Genomic DNA, 22,070 nt, shown 5'->3' with positions numbered 1-22,070 from the left:
GGGCGCCGTGCGCTATTCGGCCCACAGGTGGGCCAGGTTGATGACCACCTGCATGGCCTTGTGCATCGTGGTGAGCGAGCAGTACTCGAACTTGCCGTGGAAGTTCATGCCTCCCGTGAAGAGGTTGGGACAGGGCAGACCCATGAACGAGAGCCGCGCGCCGTCCGTGCCGCCGCGGATGGGCCGCACAATCGGCTTCACGTCGGCCTCGCGCATCGCCTCGAGCGCCTTGTCGATGAGTTGCGGATGGGGCTCGACCATCTTGCGCATGTTGAAGTACTGGTCCTTGAGCGTGAGCGTCAGCACCTCCTGCCCGTACTTCTTCTTGAGCAGGTCGACGCACGCCCACATGTAGACCTTCTTCTGTTCGAAGAGGTCGGCGTCGTGGTCGCGGATGATGTAGCTCACCGAGGCGTGCTCCACCGTGCCGTTCACCCCGACGCAGTGGTAGAAGCCCTCGTACCCGTCGGTATACTGCGGGCGCTGTTCGGCGGGCAGCAGCGTCTGCAGTTCGCACGCCACGTCGAGCGCGTTAATCATCTTCCCCTTGGCATAGCCCGGGTGGACGTTGCGCCCCTGGATTTCGATTTTGGCGCTCGCGGCGTTGAAGTTCTCATACTCGAGCTCGCCCTCCATGCCGCCGTCGACCGTATAGGCGAAGTCGGCACCGAAGGCCTCCACGTCGAAGAAGTCCACGCCGCGTCCCACCTCCTCGTCGGGGGTGAAGCCGATGCGGATTTTGCCGTGCCGGAGCTCGGGGTGGGCGAGCAGGTACTCGGCCGCGCTCATGATTTCGGCCACACCCGCCTTGTCGTCGGCCCCCAGCAGCGTCGTGCCGTCGGTGTGGATGAGCGTGTGGCCCTTGAAGAAGCTCAGCTCGGGGAAGTCCTTGACGGTCATCGTCAGGTGGCCGTTGAGGAAGATGTCGCCGCCGTCGTACTCCTCGATGATGCGGGGCTTAATGTCCCGGCCGCTCATGTCGGGCGAGGTGTCCACGTGGGCGATGAAGCCGATGACGGGGGCGTTCTCGCACCCGGGCGTGGCCGGAATGGTGCCCATCACGTAGCCGTAGCGGTCCATCGTGACGTCGGTCATGCCGAGCGTCCGCATCTCGTCGGCCAGCGCCGCAAGCAGCACCTTCTGCTTTTCGGTCGAGGGGAAGGTATTGCTCTGCTCCGACGACTGCGTGTCGTAGGAGACATACTTCAGAAATCGGTCCTTGAGTTCCATATCTTTTTTCGGTCGTTTTTTAGGGGTTTCTTGAAATCAATTGCAAGGTTGTTTCTATGTCGCTACTCCTCCTTGCGGGCGCGGAGCGTGTGCCACGAGAAGTAGCCAATCAGCACGAGGTACATCACCAGTCCGGTCCACTCGGCGGCGTTCGACGAGGCCCAGTCCGAGAGGAACCAGTCTACCTCGCAGAACTTCAGAATGGCGCTCACCACGCCCATCAGCGCACCGCCGGCGATGAAGCCCGAGGCGATGAGCGTACCGCGGTCCATGCGCGCCTTGTTGAGCGCCTGGTCCTTCGAGCGTGTCGAGACGTACCAGGAGACCAGACCGCCGACCACCAGCGGGGCGTTGAGCTCCATGGGGATGAACATACCCAGGGCGAAGGCCAGGGCCGGCACGCCGATGGCTGTCAGCACGAGCGCCAGCGCCGCGCCGCAGAAGTAGAGCATCCAGGGGGTCTGTCCGCCGGTCATCAGCGGCTGGATGACGGCCGCCATGGCGTTGGCCTGCGGAGCGACGAGCGCCCCCTCGCCGACGAAGCCGTAGGACTTGTTGAGGACAATCATCACGCCGGCAACCGTTGCGGCCGAAACGAACGTGCCCAGGAACTTCCAGGTCTCCTGCTTGCGGGGCGTCGTGCCCAGCCAGTAGCCGATTTTGAGGTCGGTGATGAAGCCGCCGGCCATCGAGAGGGCCGTGCAGACCACGCCGCCGATAATCAGTGCGGCGGTCATGCCCGTCGTGCCGTTCAGACCCACCGCCACGAGCACCAGCGACGAGAGAATCAGCGTCATGAGCGTCATGCCCGAGACGGGGTTCGACCCCACGATGGCGATGGCGTTGGCCGCTACGGTGGTGAAGAGGAACGAGATGACGAAGACGATGAGAATCGCCGTGACGGACTGTACCCAGCCGTCGAGCAGCCCGAAGTGGAAGAAGACGAAGACGCAGACGAGCGTGGCGATGAGCAGCGAGAGGATGCGCTTCATCGTGATGTCGCGCTGCGTGCGCTCGGTGGTGTCGGCCCCCTTCTTGCTGCCGCCCAGCTCCGAGACGGCCAGACCGACGGCCTGGCGGATGATGCGCGACTGGCGGACGATGCCGATGATGCCCGCCATGGCGATACCGCCGATGCCGATGGGCTTGCCGATGTAGGTGTAGAGGTTCTCGGCCGTGAAGAGCTGCTGCGGGTCATCCAGCAGCCCCTGGTTCGTCACGCCCAGCAGCGAGGCCAGCGCGGCGGGGTCGAGCGCCTCGGTGAGCGAGCCGACGAGCGGTACGATGAGGAACCATACGAGGCACGAGCCGGCCGTGATGATGAGTGCATACTTGAGTCCGATGATGTAGCCCAGACCCAGCACGGCGGCCGAGGTGTTCAGTCCGAAGACCACCTTGAACTTGTCGGCGAGCGTCTCGCCCCAGGCGCAGATGCGCGTCGAGACGGCGTCGGTCCAGAGTCCGAAGGTGCCGACCACGAAGTCGTAGAGACCGCCGACCAGACCCGCCACGGCGAGCAGCTTGGCCTGGTTGCCCCCCTTCTCGCCCGAGATGAGCACCTCGGTGGTTGCCGTGGCCTCGGGGAAGGGGTATTTGCCGTGCATCTCCTTGACGAAGTACTTGCGGAAGGGAATCATGAGCAGGATGCCCAGCATGCCGCCGAAGAGCGACGAGAGGAAAACCTGCCAGAAGGCGGCGTCGAGCCCCAGGATGTAGAGCGCCGGGAGGGTGAAGATGGCTCCGGCGACAACGACGCCCGACGAGGCGCCGATGGACTGGATGATGACGTTCTGGCCCAGCATGTTCTTCTTGCCCAGCACGGTGCCCATGCCCACGGCGATGATGGCAATCGGGATGGCGGCCTCGAAGACCTGGCCCACGCGCAGCCCCAGATAGGCAGCGGCGGCCGAGAAGATGATGGCCATGGCGACGCCCATGAGCACCGAGTAGGGGGTGACTTCAATCGGGGCGGGCGAGGCCGGCATGACGGGAGTGTACTCCTCGCCGCGTTTGAGTTCGCGGTAGGCGTTCTCGGGAAGCGATGTTTTGGGTGTTTCCTGGTTCATGTCAAGGTATGCTTTGAAACGTTGGTTCGATGGGGTGTTCGGCGGGGTGTCGTGCAGCTGCTCGCGAGCCGTTCGTAAGGGCTTGGCCGACGGTCGGACCTGTTGCCGCGTCCGGGGCCTCCGGCCGGACCTGTGGCCGCGTCCGGGGCCTCGCGTTGGGCCTGCTGCCGGTTGTCGCCTCGGGGCGGCGTCGTGGTCGGGGCGGCGTCGTGGTCGGGGCGCCGTCGGCCGGAGGGGCGCCTGCTGATGTTGGTCGGAGGGGGCCTGCCGCGACTGGCAGAATGCCCGCTTCGAAGTCCGGGAGGCGGGGACCGCTACCGGTTGTCGCCGCTGCCCGAGATGAGGTGGCGCTGCATGCGCGAGCGGAGCTTCTCGACGTTCATGCGGGCAACCTCGTCGAGGTCGTAGCCCAAATCGCGCGAGAGGGTGGCGCAGTACCACAGCACGTCGCCAATCTCCTTGACGATTTCGAGCCGCTTCTCGTCGGTGAACTCCTCGTGACCGTCGCGGATGACCTTCTTCACCTTGTCGGCCACTTCGCCCGCCTCGCCCGTCAGGCCGAGCGTCGGGTAGATGATTTTGCGGTTCTCGGGATATATCGCCGTCTCGAGGGCGTGCTGCTGGTATTCGTTGAGTGTCATAATCGGGTGGAAATTTTGGTAAGTCTGTGCAAAAATAGCAAAATATTTGGTAAACGTGCGGCCAAGGCCCCGTTTCTCGGCGGCTCCCGGGCCTTTTCTCCGGCAACGGGCTCCTGCGGCAGCGTGCGGCCCCGGGCGGTGGGGTGTGGCGGTCGGGACGGGTGTAGCGGCGGGGGGCCGGCAGCCTCCGGAGCGGTTACAGCCCGCCGAGAAACTCCGTGATGGCCTGCACAAGTCCCGGGGCGAGGGGCAGCGTCGGGTCGCCATAGGCCGTGCGCATCTGTCCTTCGAGCGTCGTCTCGTCGCACGCCTTGAGCGTGTGCGCCATCTTCGGGATGATGCGGAGCGGGGCGTCACGGCGCACCGCGGCGAGCTCCTCTGCATGGAATGCGGGAACCTGCAGGTCGTTGTCGCCGGCTGCAATCAGCACCGGGACCTTGACCTTAAGGAGCTCCTGCTGCGGGTCGTAGCGCATCTGCGAGATGATGAAGGGCTGCACGTCCGTGTTGAAAAGCGCCTGGAACTGGGGGTGGTAGGCCATGTCGACCCGCTCTCCCCGCTTGAGTGCCCCGATTATCTGCATCGCTTCGAAGTAGAGCTCCATGTGCGCCGGAACGAGTTGCCCGGCCAGTTGCAGGCGGAGCACCTTGTCGAGCGGGTAGCCGGTGCCGCAGAGTGAGACGACGCCCGCAACGGCCGGCGAACGCTGTGCGGCGACCAGTGCGATGAGCGCCCCTTCGCTGTGACCTGCGAGCACCACGCGTTGGAAGCCCTCCTTCGAGAGAAGGTCGGCCAGCGCCACGGCATCGTCGATGTACTGGTCGAAGGTGAGCTCCCGCAGCTGCGTCGGGTCGTCGAGCTGGCTCGAACCGATGGCCCGCTTGTCGTAGCGCAGCACGGCGTAGCCCGCTGCCGTCAGCTCCTCGGCCAGCAGGCGGTAGGCGTCGCAGCGGATGCCCAGCCGGTTGTTGCCGTCGCGGTCCGTGGGGCCCGAGCCGGCAATCAGCAGCAGGGCGGTCTGCGCGCCCCCGGCGGGTACGGTCAGCGTGCCGTGGAGTTTGCCGAAGTCGCGTTCGCACTCCACCTGACGCGATTCGTATGCGGCGCCGTATGCCGTGTCGTGCGCTGCGGCTTCCGGCGCTGCGCCGCTTGTCTGTGCTGCGGTCCGGAGCGTCGGTGCGGCCGTCAGCAGGATGCAGAGCGAGAGCAGCAGTCGTTTCATAGTCTTTCAGAGTTTGTCGATGATGTGTTCCAACCCGATGCCGTGCGAGGCCTTGACCAGTACGAGGGCATTCCCGACCGGGTGGCGCTCCAGTTCGGCGGCCAGCTCCGTGCGCGAGGGGTAGAATTCGGCGCGCCGTGCCACCTCGCTTCCGGCGCAGGCCCGGGCGAACTCGCCGCCGACGAGCATCAGCCGCGCCGCAGGGTCGCCGGCGGCCAGCGCGGCGATGGCGCGGTGCTCCTCCTCGGACCAGGCCCCCAGTTCGAGCATGTCGCCCAGAATGAAGATGCGCTGCGTGCGCCCGTCGAGCGGCTCGCCGAGGAAGTTCTCCACCGAGGCGTGCATGCTCGAGGGGTTGGCATTGTAGCAGTCGACGATGAGCGTATTGCGCCCCGTTACGACCCGCTGCGAACGGTTGTTGTCGGGACGGTAGCCGGCAATCGCCGCGCGAATCCGCTCCTCGGGAACCCCGAAATAGCGTCCCACAGCCGCTGCAGCGGCGATGTTGGCCCGGTTGTAGGCCCCCTCCAGATGGCTCTCAATCCCGTCGGCGCCGTCGAGCGGGCAGCGGACGCTCTTCAGAGCGGGCCGTTCGACGGCCATCTCGCCGAGCGTCGGGTCGGCTTCGGGCACGAAGGCCGTACCGCCGTGGGCGGCGAGGTAGTCGTAGAGCTCGCCCTTGCCGCGGCGCACCCCCTCGGGACCGCCGAAGCCGTCGAGGTGGGCCCGGCCGATGTTGGTGATGAGCCCGTAGTCGGGCTCGGCAATCGAGGCCAGCAGGGCGATTTCGCCGCAGGCGCTTGCCCCCATCTCCACCACGCCGAACTGCGTCGAGGCATCCATCGCCAGCAGCGTCAGCGGCACGCCGATGTGGTTGTTCAGATTGCCCTGCGTGGCGCGGAGCACGAAGCGCTCGGAGAGCACGCGGGCGACGAGCTCCTTGGTCGTCGTCTTGCCGTTGCTGCCTGTGATGGCCAGGATTGGTATGGCCAGTGCGCGGCGGTGTTCGCGGGCCAGCGCCTGGAGCGTCGCGAGCACGTCGTCGACGAGGATGCACCCCTCGCCGGCTGCCGACGGGTCGTCGACAACGGCCCGCACGGCCCCCTTTTCGAGGGCCTCGGCGGCAAAGCGGTTGCCGTCGAACGAAGTGCCCTTCAGGGCGAAGAAGAGCGAGTCGGGCAGTATCCGCCGCGAGTCGGTCGAGATGTGCGGATGCTGCCGGTAGATGGCGTAGAGTTCCTGAATGTTCATGTGCTGTCTCTGTTCGAATCGGTTCTGGGGGGGCCGGGGCCGGGCGTGTCGCGCCGGACTTCTGTCCCCGATTGTGCAAAAGACCCGCACCGGCGCAGCGGTACGGGTCCCGTTGGGGTCGGCGGCGGTCAGATGTGCCGGTCGCCGTTGTGGAACTTCACCTCGTCGATGAACTTGCGGATGTTCTGCTCCTCGGCGCGCGGACAAATCATCAGCACGTCCTCCGTGTCGACGACGATGTACTCCTTCAGGCCGCTGATGACGGCAATCTTCTCCTTGGGCAGCGAGACGATGCAGCTGCGCGTGTCGTAGAGGTAGCACCCTTCATCCGGCGCGGCGTTGGCGTAGCGGTCCTTGCGCGAGTGCTGGTAGACCGAGCCCCAGGTTCCCACGTCGCTCCAGCCGAAGTCGCCGCGGTGGACATATACGTTGTCGGCCTTCTCCATCACGCCGTAGTCGATTGAGACGGCGCGGCACTCCGAAAAGACAATCTCCAGGGCCGTGCGCTCGGCGTCGGTCCCCAGTGCCGGCATGGCGCCGTTGAACAGGGCGTGCAGCTCGGGCAGATAGCGGCGGAAGGCCTCGATGATGGTGCTCACCTTCCAGACGAAGATGCCCGAGTTCCAGAGAAACTCGCCGCACTGGAGGAAGGTCTGCGCCAGCTCCAGACCGGGCTTCTCGGTGAAGCTCTTCACCTTGCTGATGGCCCGCTCGTCCGAGACCTGGATGTATCCGTAGCCCGTTTCGGGGCGGGTGGGGGTGATGCCGATGGTCAGCAGCGCGTCGTGCTCCGAGGCGAACGAGGCGCAGTCCGTGACGATGCGTCGGAACTCCTCCTCGTTGAGAATCAGATGGTCCGACGGGGTGACAATCATCTCGGCCTCGGGGTCGCGCTTGAGCAGCGTATAGGCCGCATAGGCGATGCAGGGGGCCGTGTTGCGGCCGATGGGCTCGCAGAGCACTTGCCGCTCGTCGAGCTCGGGCAGATGCTGCAGCACCAGCTCCTTGTAGCGGCGGTTGGTCACCACCAGAAAATTCCCGGCGGGAATCATCGGCGCGAAGCGCTCGTAGGTCTGGCGAATGAACGATTTCCCGGTGCCGAGTATGTCGAGAAACTGTTTGGGCATGGCCTGACGGCTCTTGGGCCAGAAGCGCGTACCGATGCCGCCCGCCATGATTACACAATATTTCTTGCTCTCCATAAGTTATATTATAGCGTGTTCAGCAAGACAAAGATAAAAATATTTTGTAACTTTGCCGCCCATGCAGTATAAATTATTTCTTCGCGATGAAGATTAAACTCTTTACGGTTCCCAACCTGCTGACGCTCTCCAACCTGCTCTGCGGAGCGTTCGCATCGTTGGCGGCGCTGGTCTACGGCAGCCTCGAATGGGCCTTCTGGCTCATTGTCCTGGCCGCCGTCTTCGACTTCTTCGACGGCTTCGTGGCGCGGCTGCTCAAGTGCCCCTCGGCAATCGGCGTCGAGCTCGATTCGCTGGCCGACATGGTCTCCTTCGGATTCGCCCCCTCGGCCGTGGTCTATGCGATGACCGTCGGCGGGATGGCGGAGGGAACCCCCGTGTGGATTCGCCTTGTGGCAACCTTCGTATGCTTCGTCATGGCGGCCTTCTCGGCGCTGCGGCTGGCCAAGTTCAACATCGACGAGACGCAGCACACCGAATTCTGCGGCCTGCCCACCCCGGCCAACGCCCTCTTCTTCTCCTCGCTGGGATTCATCGGCGTGCGTACGGGGCTCGATTTCGGCGGCTGGCCGCTGCTCATCGTCGTGGTGGCGATGTCGTGGCTGCTCGTCTCGCCCGTGAGGATGTTCGCCCTCAAGTTCCGGGGCTTCGGCTGGCGCGGCAACCAAATCCGCTACCTCTTCCTGCTGCTCTGCGTGGCGGTGATTGCCTCGCTGAGAATCTATGCCATTCCGGTCATCATCCTGCTCTACATCCTCATCTCGGCCATCCGCTGGGGGATGCAGGCCAACCGCGGCGGGCAGGAGCCGGCGGAGGCGCAGGCGGCCGAAGAGCGCACGGATGAGGAGGCGCGGAGCGCCTCGGACGATGCTCCGAAAGTGGAGTAACCATCCATCCGGCAGCGCGCGGAACCCTCTGCCCGTGAGCGGTTCACGTCGGGCGGAGGAATGCCGGATTTGAATATTTAAAAAATTTTTAATTACCTTTGCGGCGCAAAACCGCTCCTGAACGTATGAATCGGTGGTCGAACAAAATCTTCTGGGCGCTTCTGACCGGGCTGCTCCTTGTCGTGTGGCCCCAAGGCGGTTCCGCTCAGGGATTGGACGCTCGGGCGCTCATGCGTGCGCAGCAGAACGGGCAGTCGGGGGCGCTCTACGGCGGCAACCCCTACGAGAACATGAATGGCGAGGAGGGCGAAGGCCAGCAGCAACAGGATACCACCAAGAAGGAGCGCAAAATCCGCAAGCCGCTCGAGAGCTACTTCTTCGACGACTCGACGCGGGCGCGTCCCAACTTCATGTGGCACATCAGCCGCGACTACAACCGCGTGCAGCTGCGTGATATCGACACCACGCTTGCGGACTACCGCATCGACTACCCCTTCTACCGCCACGGGGTGGGAGACATGGCGCAGGGAGGTCTGGGCCAGACGTCGCAGCCGCTCAACTACTTCGACCGGCCGCAGGAGTTCAACTTCACCTTTGCGGCGCCATACTACGCCTACCTCTACGACATGGAGAACGTGCCGTTCTACAATACGAAGAAGCCGATGATTCGCCTCTCGTACCTCGAATCGGGCCAGAAGAAGTACCGCGAGGAGAACTTCGACATCATGCATGCGGCACAGATATCGCCGTCGACGGGCTTCAACGTCGACTACAAGGCGCGCGGAACGCGGGGCAAGTACATCTGGTCGTCGACCAAGAACCACAACCTCGCCCTGGCGTTCAACCATACGGGCAAACGCTACTCGGTGCATGCCGGTTACATCAACAACCACATCGAGCAGCAGGAGAACGGCGGCGTGGTTGGCAAATGGGCCATTGCCGACACCACGTTCGAGATGCCGTCGGGCGTTCCGATGAAGCTGGCGGATGCAGAGGCGAAGAACCTCTACCGCAACAACGCCTTCTTCATCACGCAGTCGTACGGCATCCCGCTCCAGCGGGTCACCGAGGAGGACTACTCGATAGCCGGACTTTCGGCCGTCTACATCGGGCACTCCTTCGAGTACAACTCGTGGAGCAAGGTCTATACCGACATCCGGGCACCCTATACCGACGAACGCGGTTCGCGGAACCCGGATACCGGGGAGTGGATTCCGACCGAGGGTTACTACTACGACAACTGGTACCTCAATCCCACCGAGTCGCGCGACTCGACCTACGAGCGCGTGATATCGAACCGCCTCTTCGTGCAGGCGCAGCCGTGGGACCGCAACGGCGTGGTGGGAACCATCGACGGAGGTGTGGGACTCGACCTGCACACCTATGCGCAGTTTGACCCGGAGGATTTCCTCTCGGGCAAGTACTCTACGGTCAAGAAGACCAGTTTTTTCGCCTACGGCTCGGTGGGCGGCAAAATCAAACGGTATGTCGACTGGGATGCGAACGTGAAGTTCTACCCGTCGGGATACAGAGGCGGAGACCTGACGCTGGGGGCCCACCTGGCGTTGATGGGGACGCTCCGCGGCCATCCCCTGATTCTCGAGGGACGCTTCTCGATGGAGCGGCGTTCGCCCAGCTACTGGGAGGAGAATCTGTGCTCGAACCACTACATGTGGTCCGCTCCTTTGGACAAGGAGACTGAAACTCGATTCGAGGTGAAATTCTCGCTGCCCGACTATGCCTTCGAGGTGGAGGCGTGGCAGGGTGTCGTGACCGACAAAATCTACTACGGGAACGACCGCCTGGTGGCGCAGCATTCGGGGAGTGTAAGCCTCACGAGTGTGTACGCTCGCAAGGATTTCCGCTTAGGCGGACTTCATCTGGACAACAGGGTATTGTTGCAGTGGAGTACGAATCAAGAAGTTGTACCCGTTCCGCTTCTCAGCGCCTACCTCTCGTACTACTACGAGTTCTGGGCCGTGCGCAACGTATTGCGCCTGCAGTTCGGACTGGACGGGCATTACCATACGCGGTACTATGCCCCCGGCTACAATCCGGCACTGTCGGTGTTCTACAACCAGCGGGAGACCGAGGTGGGGAACTATCCCTACGTCGACCTTTTCCTGATGGCCAAGTGGAAGAGAATGAGGATTTTCCTCAAATACCAGCATCTGAACAAGGGGCTGTTCGGCAATGGCGAGTACTTCTCGCTGGCCGACTACCCGCTCAATCCGGGCATGTTCAAAATCGGTATCTCGTGGGGGTTCTATGATTAGCGTACTGTTCTGCACGGTGTAAGCTGCCCGCAAAACAGTGATGTATGCTGAAAAAGACAGTTTTAACCTTTTCGTTCTTAACCTTAATTACTACCTTTTACGGCTTCAATGCCCGCATGAGCGTTCCGATGGACGGAACGCAGCAGTCGGACGAGACGGTGGACTCCGCGACGGCCTCCCCCTATCTCGACGACGCACCGGTAATCTCGGCCTACGATGGCCTGATTCGCTCCATCAGCGAGCGTGAGGGCAACGATTGGCGGCTGATGAGTGCCATAGCCTACCACGAATCGCGCTTTACGCCCGATATCGTGTCGCGCAGCGGAGCGCGCGGTCTGATGCAGATTATGCCCTCCGTAGCGCGTCAGTTCGACGTTCCGGTCGAGCAGATTGCCGACCCCGAGACGAACGTCTGGCTGGCCAACCGACTGATGTCGACGATTCAGTCGATGCTCCGCTTCCCGCAGGGAACTTCGGAAAAGGACCGGATGAGCATCGTGCTGGCCTGCTACAACGGCGGAATCGGTCATGTGAACGATGCCCGCCGACTCGCGCGGCTCAACGGCGAGAATCCCAATTCATGGGAGGTCGTTTCGCGCTACCTTGAGCTCAAGGCGCAGCCCGAGTACTATGAGAACGACGCCGTCAAGTGCGGCAAGTTCACGGGTGTCGCGCAGACGAGAGCCTATGTCAACGACGTAATCGGTCGTTACGATACATATTGCCGTCTTGCCCGCCGTTAGCGGCGTGCGAGGGGCATAACCCGGGAGGGACTCCGCTTCTGTCAGGATGCAGAGTCCCTCTTTTTTGTGCCTGTTCCTCCCGCTGTCTTCCCGCCTTCTTTTCGCCTTTTCCCTTGCTTCGCTTCCTGCAACCCTTTGCCCGTTCTCAGCCTCTTTTTCCGCACGGGTTTCTTCCGCCGAGCCTTTTCTGCCGGGTTCCTTCCGCCGTCTCTGCTCTCTTCACCCTCTTTTCTTCCGTTTTCAGCCTGTTTCTGCCCGTGCAGACCAGCCCTGCCCCATGTCGCCTCTTCGGCCCTCAGAGGCAAGAAAAAGCCCGGTGACCGTCGGGTCACCGGGCTCGGTATGGCTGCGGCCTCGGGCCGCATCAGTCGTAGATGAGTTCGAAGTCGTCCACCCACAGTTCGCTCTTGTCGCAGCCGGTGAAGTAGTCGCCCCAGCGCGACGACGAGCAGACGATGAGGATGTGGGTCGGCACGCGGTCCGTCGAGGTGTACTCAATCGGGATGGTGAACTCGGTCCATTCGTCGATGTTCTCCACCATCACCTTCTCGCCGTAGCCCACTACGTCGGGCCCCTGCGCATTGAAGAACGAACTCTTGTCACCCGTGTAGACGGCAATCGGAACGTCGTTCGTACCGTAGAAGTCGCGCGTGATGTAGTCGACCCAGACACCGTACTTCTCGGGGGTCCACGTACCCAGCGCAATGTAGATGATGCCGTTGTCGTCGGTCACACCCTGCTGGATGTCCACACCGACCGGAACGCTGCCCACGCGGTTGATTTTGCCCCCCTTGAACTTCACCCATCCGTGGAGTGCCGTCGGACGGTAGCCGCACGGGCGGCCGAATCCCACCACGCCGTTGGTTCCCTTCGTGGCGAAGTACTCGCCCGTGAAGAGGTTTCCGGCCGCGAACTTCAGCACCACCCACTTCGAGGTGAGGTGTGCCGAGCGGGTGCCCGTCGAACCGGGCCGCGGGTCGTTCTCGGGAATCGAGATGTTGTCCGACTCGCTGAGTGTCGTCGAACCCTTGTTACCCGTATCCCAGAAGGGCGTCCCGTCGTCGAGCAGGTAGGGCAGCCAGTATTTGCGCTTGGGGGTGATGTTGAGGTCGGGCGCCGTCCACTCCTCGAAGCCACCGTTGGGGAGTGTCCAGGTCGCCTCGGTGCGGACGCTGCGGGGCTCCGACAGGTCGTCGTCGGCATAGGCCACCACCTCGTAGTCGGTCTCGGCCTCGGCCTTGAGGCGGGCCTTGAAGCTGCCGCCGTCGACCTCGACGTCGGGCACCTCCAGCCACTCCTCCGACCCCTTCACACGGTAGCGGAAGCCCATCTTGCGCCCCTCGACACCGGCGCCGTAGAGCCAGATGACCTTGCTCCAGGCGTCGACCTGTGTCAGCATGACCGTCACGTCGACGGGAACGACGTGGAGAATCCACCGCTCGGTCTGCCCGAAGCAGGTGACGTCGACGAAGCGCACCGTCTCGAAGCTCGTTCCCGAGAGCTCTTCGAGCGTCGGCGAGTAGGTGGTGATGTCGGCCGGTCCGAGCTTGAGTTCGTTGACCTGCAGCGCGCTGAGGTCCGTTCCCTGGGGTACGTTGGCCACCACCGTGCGGTTGGGCACGTCGAACTGCGACGCTCCGATTTGTCCCGCCACGCTGAAGCGGCGCTCGATGTTCTGCTCGGCCACGATGCTCCACTCGAAACTCTGGTAGAGCGACAGCGTCACGTAGAGCGGCGTGCGGAGGTCGAACGTGCCGGTCAGCTCGCGCGACGAGCGCACCTGGGCGAGCAGCTCCTCGTTCGTCAGGCTCGTGCTGTGCGAGACCACGCCGAGCGTCACCTTGTCGATTTCGACGGCGCCCATGTCGGTCTGCTCCTCGAGCGAGAGGGTGACGGTCCGCGTCGTCACGTCAATCGACGCGACGGTGAACCCGCGCCCCTCGACCCCCGTGATGTTGATTTCGACCTCGGGGTAGGGTATGTCGTTCTTGATGCACGACTGCGCCAGCAGGGCCGCTGCGGCCAGCAGGGCGGTCAGGTATCTTTTCAATCTCATCCTATTATAACTTTTTCTTGTCCCACAGGTGGATGGTCATTCCGAAATTGATGGAGAATATGTTGAGCTTGAACTTCATGTTCGACGACTGGCGCGAGCCGATTTTGTTGCCGTCGGCATCCTTCTGCGTCACGTTGGTGTACTGGATGCCGCCCAGTCCGAACGAGATGGTGGCGCAGACGTTGGGGAAGATGTAGACCGCCGCGCCGGGGTTGAAGCCCAGCTTGAGCTGCGAGTTCTCGCTGTAGGTGCGCTTGATTTGGCCGCTCGTCTCGTAGGCGAACTGCGTGTTGCCGGTCGAGAACGAGAGTTCGAACTCGGCAAAGAGGCCGAAGCGCCCCTTGGGGTCCAATCCGGCGTAGGAACGGTGGAACAGACCGAAGGCATAGTTGTCGCTCTGCAGGTTGACATAGGGAATCTCGGCCGAGATGTCGTTCGATTCGCCCATGTCGAAGCGCATGTTGTTGAGCGTGCCGTCGATGTGCGTGTATCCGAAGCGGACGCCGATGCAGCGGTTGTCGCGGTAGAAGTAGCCGGCGAAGGGGCGCACCGAGGCCATCGTACCGTCGGCGTTGATGTTGTCGAGGATAATCATGAAGTCGGTGTCGTCGCTCGTCAGGGTGCCGTACGAGGCCGTAAGGCCCATCATCACCTCGCCCTTGTAGGCGAACTTCAGCTTGTTGATTTCACGGTCGATGCGCCGGCGCGTGGGGAGGAAGTGCCGCTTCGTCTTGCCGGCTTCGGCACCCGACATCCGCAGCGAATCTTCCGCTGCGGGCCTTGCGGCATCGGGCACCGTTTCGGCCGTTGCGCCGAGCAGGGTGAAGAGGGTCAGAATCGTGAAGAGTATCGTCTTTTTCATGCGCGTGCCGTTTTAGAGGTAAAAGGCCATGCCGAGGCCAATCGAGAAGATGTTGACCTTGAAGTTCATCATGCTTGCCGAGCGTTTGCCGACGGTCACCTGGTTGTGGACCTGCTTGGTGTGGGAGTAGGAGATACCCATCACGCCGACATTCACCTCGACGGCCATGTTGTTCGTTGCGAAGGCCACGATACCGGGCGAGAAGCCCAGCGAGAGCGAGTAGCCCGTCTCGTAGGTGCCCTTCACGGGCGAGTCGTTGGCAAAGCGGGCCTGCGAACCGCCCACCGAGAGCTGCGTCTCGTTGAAGAGCGCGAAGCGCTTGCTGCGCCCCAGCGGGATGTACTGCCGCCAGATGGCCGAGATGGTGTAGGAGTGCTTGAGCGAGTAGAAATCCTTGGCCTGGAGGTTGATGCCCGAATCCTCGTCGCCGAGGCTCAGGTTGGCCTTGTCGAGCTTGAGCAGCGTGCGCCCGTAGGCGAAACGTGCGCCGAGCGCCATGTTGTTGCGGAAGGCGTAGGCCACCATCGGGCTGATGCGGAAGGTGTAGCCCTCGGATTCGATGCCCTCGATGACCAGAAAGCGGTACGAGTCGTTCGAGTGGGCCGAGTAGGAGGCCGTACCGCCGAAAATCCACTGTCCGCGCGGCACGAAGAGGTTGTGCGTGTCGGTCAGGCCGCGCTGCCGGCGCTTCTCGTTGATGGTCATGGGGCGCAGCTCGGTCTTTTGGGTCGTCCGGGCGTCGGCGGCCTCCTCGGAGGCCATCTCCTCGGCGGCCGTCTCTTCGGCCGCTGCAAGCGGGTTGCGGTGCGACTCCTGGGCCCGGAGCGCCGGGGTCGTGCCCAGCAGCGCCGCGAGCGCGAGCAGCAGTGAGTATGTCAGTATGCGCATGGATGCGTGCGTTTGTGTCGTTAGTAAACCCATTCGAAGTCGTCGACGTAGAGTACGTTCGACGTGCAGCCGAGCATGTACTCGCCGTAGGCGTTGGCCGAGCAGGAGATGACGATGGCGTATTTGCCCGAGGGGCGTGCCGCGTGGTCGTAGAAGTGGAACTCGATGTCGCGCGTGAGCATGGCGTCACCCTCGGTGTTGCCGTCGAGCGTCAGCATCGCGTAGCCGATGATGGCCCCCTCGTCGGTGCTCTGCATGGTCGTGGGGTTCCAGGCGCCGGTCGGGGCGCTGGTACCCGACGATACCTTGTGGCGGGCGCTCCAGTCGACGATGCAGGCGTAGATGGTGGCGCGGTCCTGGTCGCCGCTCTTGATGGGCGGTCCGGCGTAGCCCTTGTCGTTGTTGACGATGCCGACCGTGGCGTGGTACTTCACGCGCATGGCACGCGGCCGCGCCTGCCAGGTGTAGGGCTGTCCGAACTCCACCACGCCGGTGGTCAGACCGTCCTTGTAGAAGAGGCCCGAGAGGAGGTTGCCGGCGGCCAGACCCACCAGCGGCGGCGACGACGAGGCCAGCTTGGCGCAGTACGAGCCGCCCATTCCCGCAAAGGTGCCCTGCGAGCAGAGCGTCTTGGCGAAGGAGTTGTTGCCGCTGGCCCAGAACGACGAGTTGCTGCTTATCTCGACACCGAAGCAGGGGAGCGATGCGCTCTCCATCCCGCCGTCGGGGATGCTCTGTGTGGTCGAGGTCGTGAACGAGCCCTCGCCGCGGGGCGTTCCGTCGAGCGTGACGGCGTAGGCGTACTCCGCATTGGCGAAGATGCCGCTGCCGGCCGCCGGGGTGTAGACGGAGAGTCCACCCTCGTTGTTCGATTCGTTCCATTGCGGGGCGAAGGTGGCCGTGTAGAGGTCCTCGCCCGTACGGCTGCCGTCAAGCTGCTGCCACTCCTCGCTCACCGGCTCGCCGTTGGCCCGGGTGCGGCGCAGCGAGAAGCGCACTGCGGGGGTGTGGCTGTCGAAGACCATCGCGCGCAGCGTCACCGTGTTGTTCCAGAGGTCGTAGTCGCCCTCGCCAACCATGATGAGCCCCTCGAAGCGGAACTCGCTCGTGGCGGTGAGGTGGCCGCCATCCTCGTCGTCGATGTCGAAGGTGAGCGTCTGGCTGCCGGCCGGCAGCTGCGAGAGGAACTCCTCGCCGAGGGTCACCGTGAGTGACGTTTCGGAGGTGAGCTGCGCGGTGATGCCCGGCTCGGTGGGGTGGAGCAGGTCGTACTGCGCGTCACCCACGCGCAGCGTCGTCGACGAGAGCGCACCCATCGAGGTGATGAGGAAGCGGCGCTCGCCCGAGGTGTACTTCTGGACCGCCTTCATGTCGAAGCCGTCGCCCGTGATGGTGGGGTCGGGGCTGAAGATAATCGTATCGTCGTGGTCGTCGGTCGAGGTGTCGACCGTGAGCGTGAAGTCGATGAAGCCCGGCAGGTCCTCCGAGTAGCGGAACGAGAGCTGGTACTTGCCGGCGGCCTTCACGTCGTCGATGCGTCCCGACTTCTCGATGAGCCCCTTCTCGGGGTGTTCGCCGCGGAAGAGCCAGCTGAGCGAGGTCACCCCCTCGGGCAGCAGCAGGTAGCCCGTGCCGCTTTCGGTGAAGCGCAGTGCCGCGAGGGAGCCCTCTTCGGCAGCCGTCGGGTCGAGCTTGTCACCCGCGGCAACCCACGTGAGGTAGCCCTCGTTGAAGTTCTTGGCCACTGTGGGGTCGTAGCTGACCTCGACGACGGTGTTCCGCAGGCGGCACTCCACGTCGACGCGCGACGTCTGGCCCGCCGTGACGGTGAAGGACTCGGCGCCCCGGTAGCAGCGGGCGTCGAACGAGGCCGGAAGCTCTTCGCCCAGCTCCACCTCGATGCGGTAGTCGCCCGCCAGCAGCTCGAGCGAGGAGGGGAGCGCCTCCTGCGAGTCGTATTGGCGGATGAGCCCGCCGTCGGCGTTGTAGATGCGGACCGCAAGGTGCTCGAAGGGGTCGTATCCCCCCTCGTCGCTGCGCGTGGTCGAGAGCGCCATCTCCACGCGGCCGTACCCCTCCGTGCCTCCGGCCGTCTGCTCCTTCGAGCAGGAGCCTCCGCCGAGGAGCAGTCCCGCAAGCGCCGCAACATATAGAATGAGATGTTTCATCGCAGTCGTTCGTTTGTGTGGAATTACTTCCGGTTAATCAGATGGAGGGTCTTGCGCGTCGTGACGCCGTTGTCGTCGGTCACTGCCAGGTGGAACTTGTGCTCGCCGGCATCCATCATCATCAGGATGCTGACAAACTGCGTGATGTCGAACGACATGGGCGAGGTGACGTCGCTGCCGGTCTTGAAGCCGAAGCTTTGGAGCGTCTCGGCCAGCGCGCCGTCGACCGTGCAGAGGTCGAACGTCTCGGGAATGCCCACCGCACCGAGCATCGGGGCAAGCACCTCCGAGTCGATGTTCACCTCGAAGGCCTTGATGCCGTTCTCCGACTCGATGTCGACGACGATGGTCATGTCGGCCGACAGGTCATAGCTTTGGTCGATGTTGTAGCCGCGCCACGTGATGACGGGACCCGTCTGCGTGCCGCCCTTCTTCACCACGAGGGTCAGCGTCGCCTGCGTCGTCTTCCCGGCGGCGTCGCCCAGCGTCAGGGCGAAGGTGTGGGTGCCGGCGTATGTGTAGAGTTGCGGAATCTGGCGCGTGATGTCGAGCGTGAGTGCCTGCTGGCCCACCACCTGGCTGCCCAGCGGCAGTCCGAAGCTCGTCAGCACGGCTCCGGCCGTCGACGAGGCGTCGAGCGTGCAGAGGTCGAAGCTGCGGGGCAGCTGGATGCGGTCGAGCACCTCGAGCAGCGAGGCGTTGTCCGAGTCGATGGCCACGCCCAGCGAGGTGAGCCCTCCGGGGGCCGTCACCTTGAAGCGGAACGGCACGGTGCAGTTGCCCGTCTGGTCGAACATCGCGTCGGTGAGCGTGAAGGGCTGCGAGAGCTCCTGACCCTCCCATACGATGGCGGGGGCGTCCTCCGGTGCGTCGCCGCCGATGACCTCCTCCCAGAGTCCGTCGGTGCCGTTCACCTCGACCGTCTCGTCGAGCACGAAGTTGTCGACCTCGATGTCGAAGACCACGTCGCCCTTGTCGGCCCACTCGATGACGAGCGTGATTTTGCGCCACTGTCCCGCCTTGACGTTCGGGATGCTCTTGTTCAGCGTGACGGGCTTGCCCGTGTCGGCAAACGAGCCCGTGAGCTGGAATTCGAGCGTGTTGAGCTCCTTCTCGGGCAGGTAGTAGGCCGCGCGGGTCTCCTTCTTGCCGAATTCCATGCTCTTGTCACCCAGCGAGATGACGGCCTTCGTGTCGTCGCTCAGCATGTCGGCCAGGTCGGCCGAGAAGAGCATCGTCACCTTGATGTTGGCCAGCGTGCAGGTGATGTCGTCGAGCGTGGTGGTCTGCTCGCGCTCGATGACAAAATCCTTCGAGGCGGCATATACGGGCGCTTCCCACTCCACGTCGGGGAATTGCTCCTGCGAGCGGACCTTGAGCGTGTAGCTGCCCACCGGGAGTTCGTTCCGCTCCGCGGCCTTCCACTCGGCGTAGCTTTTGCTGGCGACCGATTCGCCGCGGGCGTTGACCACCTCGACGATGAAGTCGTCGACCTGGGGCGTCGCGGCCCGCGTTGCGGAGGCGTCGGCCGTGTCGTCGGGCATGGTCTCGGTCTCGCCGTCGTAAATCACCTTCATCTCCAGACCGCTCAGGCTCAGGTAGCCCACCTCGGTCGGGGTGCCGTTGCCCGAATCGGGCTTCTTGGCGTAGTTGGGCTCTTCGTTGACGCATCCGGCCAGAAGCGCCGCGCTGGAGAGCATCGCAAGGCATTGGGTAAGAATTCGCATATGGAGTCTCATGTTTTATTGCTGAATGGAGTCGTCGTTGAGTTCCACCTCGATGACGCGGGTCTCGACGAGCAGGTCGTTGCCCTCTTCGTCCACCCCGATGTAGATGTTGAGCGTGGCGCTGCCGGCATCGGCCGCGTCGTACTCGAAGATGTGGCGCGTGCGGGGCGTGGTGGCCTCGAGCCGTTGCTCGGGGAAGTTGACCTCACGGCCCGAGTCGGTGCCCGTTGCGCTCTGGCGCCGTGCCGTGCCGTTGACGGCGAGCGACGTGGAGGCCGCCACGCAGAGCGGGTCGGTCTGGTCCGGGTCGCTGCCGCCCCCCTCGAAGGTGAATTCGAAGGTGTTGGACGACCCCGTGGTGACGCTGAAGCGGGTGTCGTGGAAGTATTTGCGGAACTGCTCCGTGGTGCGGACGAGCGCCTGCGAGTTGGCCACCGTGGCGGTGATGTGCTCCTCGGTGGTCTGGCGGGGCTGGATTTCGAACTCCCGCTCACCGGCGTAGCAGCGCTTGCCGAAGCCCTCCTGCGTGGGGTCGCCCCATGTTACGGTGGCCTTGTAGCTTCCCTTGGCGAAGAGCTCGTCGGCCGACGCAAAGGCGGCGAGCGTCTCCCAGCTGCGGTCGTAGTCCGTGCCCGTGATGCGGAGCGCGAACTCCTCGCCCGCGGGGGCCTCCGCGCGGGTCGAGACACCCGCGACGATGTCGTTGCTCGGCGTGCAGTGCAGCTCCAGGCGGCCGTAGCCCCCGGCCGAAGCCGCCGGTTCGTTGTTCGAACATCCGGCGCCGGCTGTGAGCGCGGCGGCGGAGAGTATGATGAGAAGTCGTTTCATGTGCAGCGGCGTTTAGTGTACGATGGATACCTTGACGTTGTCGATGTAGAGCCAGAAGTTGCCGTTGGCGCCGAAAATGGGGGCGTCGTTCATCGTCGAGCTGACGCTCCACGAGGCGCGCGTAAGGCTGGTGGCTGCCGGGATGACGAACGAGTTCTCATAGGAGATGCCGTCGTAGGTCTGGTTCTGGTTGCGGTCGGCGCCCTCGGTTGCGGGCAGCACGACGTTGCTTTCGACCAGGTTGGGGATGGCTACCGAGCCGGCCTGGAAGCCCTGCACGTCGGTGTAGCCGTAGCTGTAGACGGCCGTGCCGTTGCCGGGCCCGTCGTCGACGAGCTGGACCCACGACAGGCGCATCTTCATCGACCAGCGTCCGCCCTTGTAGTTGTAGGTGACGCGCACCGAGGGGCTCTTGCCCTCCTTGATGCCGCCCAGGGGGGCCGAGTCAAGACGGGCGTTGTAGGTGTTCGAGGCAATCTGCTGGTTCTCGACGCGGGCGCAGATGCGCACCGCACCGTTGGCGCTGCCGGCGCCTCCCGCCTCGACGCCGATGCGGCTGCCGGTCCATCCCTGCGTCGAGAGGCCCCACTGGCTCAGGTCGATGCCCGTGCGGTCGCCCGAGACGACGTCGGTGCCGCCGACACCCGGGTTGTCCGACTCGCCGGTAGTCTGGTTGAGCGACGAAAAGTCCTCGAAGAGCAGGTAGGGGATGTCGAATGCCGGGATGACGTTGGTCTGGAAGGGGATAATCTGCGGCATGACGAACGAACGGGTGAGCAGCGCGTTCTCCGATTCGAAGGTGACGGTGAAGGCGGCGCCCGAGATGCCCTCGGGCAGCTCGCGGAGCAGCAGGTCGCAGGGCTCCTCTCCGACCGTGAAGGTGTGCGTGTTGCTGCCGTCGCCAAGGTCCATCCCCTCGGGAGCGGTCAGCGTAAAGCGCTGCACGGGTTCGCCGAGCGTCTCTTCGCCCGTGCCGTTGAGCGAGAAGCGCAGACGCGTGCCGCTCATGTCTGCCTCGGGCACATGGAGCCGGATGGGGGTGGTGTGCCCCTCGGCAAAGCTCTTGCCCGGCATGCGTGCCTCGACGGATTCGTAGTTGCGGCTGATGGCCTTGATGCGAATCTCCTCCTCGGTGGTGAAGTCGGCCGGGGCGATGATGGCCACCAGCGTGCTCCCCGCATCGACCGCCTGTTCCGGACGCAGCGTCAGCTTGACGGCACCGCCCGTGAGCGACGGGGCAGCCCCGGCGTCGCGCAGGTCGATGTTCATCGTTCCGACTACGGCGCGCGGGAAGGTCAGCTCGAGCGCCTCGACCGGTTCGCCGAGGGCGTTGGAGGCGATGTCGATTTTCAGGACGTGTACCTTGTGCTTGAAGCGGAAGTTGACCTGCTCGCTGTTGTCGCCCTCCTGCAGGGCGCCGGCGCCCTGTACCGGGGTGGCCACCATCACGTCGTGACGGCCGTCGAAGCGGCCGTTCTGCTCCGACGCGATGACGTAGGAGGCGGTCGTGCCGCTTACCGATGCAGGTACGGGCGAGAGGGCGCAGTAGTCGTAGCTCCCTTCGGCCATGGGTTCGATTTGTGCCGTGAATTTGGCGTCGCCGTACTCCTGGTTGTAGTGCCAGAGGGCAAACTCCGAGCCAGAGAGCGTCGCTTCGCCCTCGGCGTTGAAGGCCCACAGGGCGATTTTGTCGCCCGTCGACCAGCGGACCGAGATGCCGTCGTCGCCCAGTTCGGTCATGGGCTTCACTTCAATCTGCGGGCCGGAGCCTACGGTGGCGGTGATGAGCCGGTCGGAAGATGCTCCGCCGCTCTCCTCTTTCGAGCAACCGAGCGCCAGCACGGCGAGTGCCAGCAGGATTGTCCGGGAGTGTATTCGCATAGAAATCTGTCTTTTATTGACTGTATGCAAAAATAGTCATATCGCCCTTCACGGGAAAATAATTTCAACGAACACCCCGATTTTCATCATGAACGCCCCGATTTTTCCCGTTTTTCTCCTTCGCGGAAAAAGAATTTTGGAG

General features: G+C 63.7%; 16 protein-coding genes. 3 read left to right on the top strand and 13 right to left on the bottom strand.

Annotated features, from left to right (window positions below; translation table 11 throughout):
* Window positions 1–12: 12 nt before the first annotated feature.
* From pepT to B5F90_RS02835, 6 genes are all read right to left on the bottom strand, one after another.
* On the bottom strand, window positions 13–1,230 hold the full coding sequence (pepT, locus tag B5F90_RS02860) for a peptidase T (RefSeq protein WP_087360980.1): 1,218 nt from the start codon (window positions 1,228–1,230) through the stop codon (window positions 13–15).
* A gap of 62 nt (window positions 1,231–1,292) precedes the next feature.
* Window positions 1,293–3,296 carry an oligopeptide transporter, OPT family gene (locus tag B5F90_RS02855; RefSeq protein ID WP_087360978.1) on the bottom strand — a complete coding sequence of 668 codons (2,004 nt, stop codon included), beginning with the start codon at window positions 3,294–3,296 and terminating at the stop codon, window positions 1,293–1,295.
* 314 nt (window positions 3,297–3,610) lie between these two features.
* Window positions 3,611–3,937: a nucleoside triphosphate pyrophosphohydrolase family protein gene (locus B5F90_RS02850; RefSeq protein ID WP_087360976.1), complete on the bottom strand. Its 327-nt coding sequence runs from the start codon at window positions 3,935–3,937 to the stop codon at window positions 3,611–3,613.
* Window positions 3,938–4,133: 196 nt separating this feature from the next.
* Window positions 4,134–5,159: an alpha/beta fold hydrolase gene (locus B5F90_RS02845; RefSeq protein ID WP_087360974.1), complete on the bottom strand. Its 1,026-nt coding sequence runs from the start codon at window positions 5,157–5,159 to the stop codon at window positions 4,134–4,136.
* A 6-nt stretch (window positions 5,160–5,165) separates the two neighbouring features.
* Window positions 5,166–6,404, bottom strand: a complete 1,239-nt coding sequence (murF, locus tag B5F90_RS02840; RefSeq protein ID WP_087361281.1) for a UDP-N-acetylmuramoyl-tripeptide--D-alanyl-D-alanine ligase — start codon at window positions 6,402–6,404, stop codon at window positions 5,166–5,168.
* A 134-nt stretch (window positions 6,405–6,538) separates the two neighbouring features.
* Complete coding sequence (locus B5F90_RS02835; RefSeq protein WP_204229524.1) at window positions 6,539–7,612, bottom strand: mannose-1-phosphate guanylyltransferase; 1,074 nt, start codon at window positions 7,610–7,612, stop codon at window positions 6,539–6,541.
* An 86-nt stretch (window positions 7,613–7,698) separates the two neighbouring features.
* On the opposite strand from B5F90_RS02835, the gene pssA reads away from it, so the two are divergent.
* The 3 genes from pssA (at window position 7,699) to B5F90_RS02820 (ending at window position 11,518) form a co-directional block, all read left to right on the top strand.
* Window positions 7,699–8,499 (top strand): CDP-diacylglycerol--serine O-phosphatidyltransferase, encoded by an 801-nt coding sequence (gene pssA / locus B5F90_RS02830; protein ID WP_087360972.1) that lies wholly within the window; start codon window positions 7,699–7,701, stop codon window positions 8,497–8,499.
* Window positions 8,500–8,624: 125 nt separating this feature from the next.
* On the top strand, window positions 8,625–10,775 hold the full coding sequence (locus B5F90_RS02825) for a putative porin (protein WP_087360970.1): 2,151 nt from the start codon (window positions 8,625–8,627) through the stop codon (window positions 10,773–10,775).
* 44 nt (window positions 10,776–10,819) lie between these two features.
* Window positions 10,820–11,518 carry a transglycosylase SLT domain-containing protein gene (locus B5F90_RS02820; RefSeq protein ID WP_087360968.1) on the top strand — a complete coding sequence of 233 codons (699 nt, stop codon included), beginning with the start codon at window positions 10,820–10,822 and terminating at the stop codon, window positions 11,516–11,518.
* 364 nt (window positions 11,519–11,882) lie between these two features.
* On the opposite strand, the gene B5F90_RS02815 is transcribed toward B5F90_RS02820, so the two are convergent.
* The 7 genes from B5F90_RS02815 to B5F90_RS02785 are packed head-to-tail and all read right to left on the bottom strand — an operon-like array spanning window position 11,883 to window position 21,928.
* Window positions 11,883–13,574, bottom strand: a complete 1,692-nt coding sequence (locus B5F90_RS02815; RefSeq protein ID WP_087360966.1) for a PCMD domain-containing protein — start codon at window positions 13,572–13,574, stop codon at window positions 11,883–11,885.
* 4 nt (window positions 13,575–13,578) lie between these two features.
* Complete coding sequence (locus B5F90_RS02810) at window positions 13,579–14,436, bottom strand: hypothetical protein (protein WP_087360964.1); 858 nt, start codon at window positions 14,434–14,436, stop codon at window positions 13,579–13,581.
* Between the two features lie 12 nt (window positions 14,437–14,448).
* Window positions 14,449–15,324 carry a hypothetical protein gene (locus tag B5F90_RS02805; protein ID WP_087360962.1) on the bottom strand — a complete coding sequence of 292 codons (876 nt, stop codon included), beginning with the start codon at window positions 15,322–15,324 and terminating at the stop codon, window positions 14,449–14,451.
* Window positions 15,325–15,344: 20 nt separating this feature from the next.
* Window positions 15,345–17,492: a DUF4493 domain-containing protein gene (locus tag B5F90_RS02800; protein WP_087360960.1), complete on the bottom strand. Its 2,148-nt coding sequence runs from the start codon at window positions 17,490–17,492 to the stop codon at window positions 15,345–15,347.
* A gap of 23 nt (window positions 17,493–17,515) precedes the next feature.
* Window positions 17,516–19,219: a DUF4493 domain-containing protein gene (locus B5F90_RS02795; protein WP_087360958.1), complete on the bottom strand. Its 1,704-nt coding sequence runs from the start codon at window positions 19,217–19,219 to the stop codon at window positions 17,516–17,518.
* 15 nt (window positions 19,220–19,234) lie between these two features.
* Window positions 19,235–20,047: a DUF4493 domain-containing protein gene (locus B5F90_RS02790; RefSeq protein WP_087360956.1), complete on the bottom strand. Its 813-nt coding sequence runs from the start codon at window positions 20,045–20,047 to the stop codon at window positions 19,235–19,237.
* A 12-nt stretch (window positions 20,048–20,059) separates the two neighbouring features.
* Entirely contained in the window at window positions 20,060–21,928 is a 1,869-nt protein-coding gene (locus B5F90_RS02785; protein ID WP_087360954.1) for a fimbrillin family protein, read from the bottom strand.
* Between the last annotated feature and the right edge of the window lie 142 nt (window positions 21,929–22,070).

This window comes from Alistipes sp. An31A, from assembly GCF_002159425.1.
Taxonomy (GTDB): Bacteria; Bacteroidota; Bacteroidia; order Bacteroidales; family Rikenellaceae; genus Alistipes; species Alistipes excrementigallinarum.
This window is presented reverse-complemented; position numbering and strand designations above follow the sequence as displayed.

Excerpts from the sequence above, each read along its gene's own strand:
- B5F90_RS02825 (WP_087360970.1), top strand. The coding sequence starts at position 8,625 with ATGAATCGGTGGTCGAACAAAATCTTCTGGGCGCTTCTGACCGGGCTG.
- B5F90_RS02850 (WP_087360976.1), bottom strand. The coding sequence starts at position 3,937 with ATGACACTCAACGAATACCAGCAGCACGCCCTCGAGACGGCGATATAT.
- B5F90_RS02795 (WP_087360958.1), bottom strand. The coding sequence starts at position 19,219 with ATGCGAATTCTTACCCAATGCCTTGCGATGCTCTCCAGCGCGGCGCTT.
- B5F90_RS02855 (WP_087360978.1), bottom strand. The coding sequence starts at position 3,296 with ATGAACCAGGAAACACCCAAAACATCGCTTCCCGAGAACGCCTACCGC.
- B5F90_RS02790 (WP_087360956.1), bottom strand. The coding sequence starts at position 20,047 with ATGAAACGACTTCTCATCATACTCTCCGCCGCCGCGCTCACAGCCGGC.
- B5F90_RS02800 (WP_087360960.1), bottom strand. The coding sequence starts at position 17,492 with ATGAAACATCTCATTCTATATGTTGCGGCGCTTGCGGGACTGCTCCTC.
- pssA (WP_087360972.1), top strand. The coding sequence starts at position 7,699 with ATGAAGATTAAACTCTTTACGGTTCCCAACCTGCTGACGCTCTCCAAC.
- pepT (WP_087360980.1), bottom strand. The coding sequence starts at position 1,230 with ATGGAACTCAAGGACCGATTTCTGAAGTATGTCTCCTACGACACGCAG.
- B5F90_RS02815 (WP_087360966.1), bottom strand. The coding sequence starts at position 13,574 with ATGAGATTGAAAAGATACCTGACCGCCCTGCTGGCCGCAGCGGCCCTG.
- B5F90_RS02820 (WP_087360968.1), top strand. The coding sequence starts at position 10,820 with ATGCTGAAAAAGACAGTTTTAACCTTTTCGTTCTTAACCTTAATTACT.
- B5F90_RS02810 (WP_087360964.1), bottom strand. The coding sequence starts at position 14,436 with ATGAAAAAGACGATACTCTTCACGATTCTGACCCTCTTCACCCTGCTC.
- B5F90_RS02785 (WP_087360954.1), bottom strand. The coding sequence starts at position 21,928 with ATGCGAATACACTCCCGGACAATCCTGCTGGCACTCGCCGTGCTGGCG.
- B5F90_RS02845 (WP_087360974.1), bottom strand. The coding sequence starts at position 5,159 with ATGAAACGACTGCTGCTCTCGCTCTGCATCCTGCTGACGGCCGCACCG.
- B5F90_RS02805 (WP_087360962.1), bottom strand. The coding sequence starts at position 15,324 with ATGCGCATACTGACATACTCACTGCTGCTCGCGCTCGCGGCGCTGCTG.
- B5F90_RS02835 (WP_204229524.1), bottom strand. The coding sequence starts at position 7,612 with ATGGAGAGCAAGAAATATTGTGTAATCATGGCGGGCGGCATCGGTACG.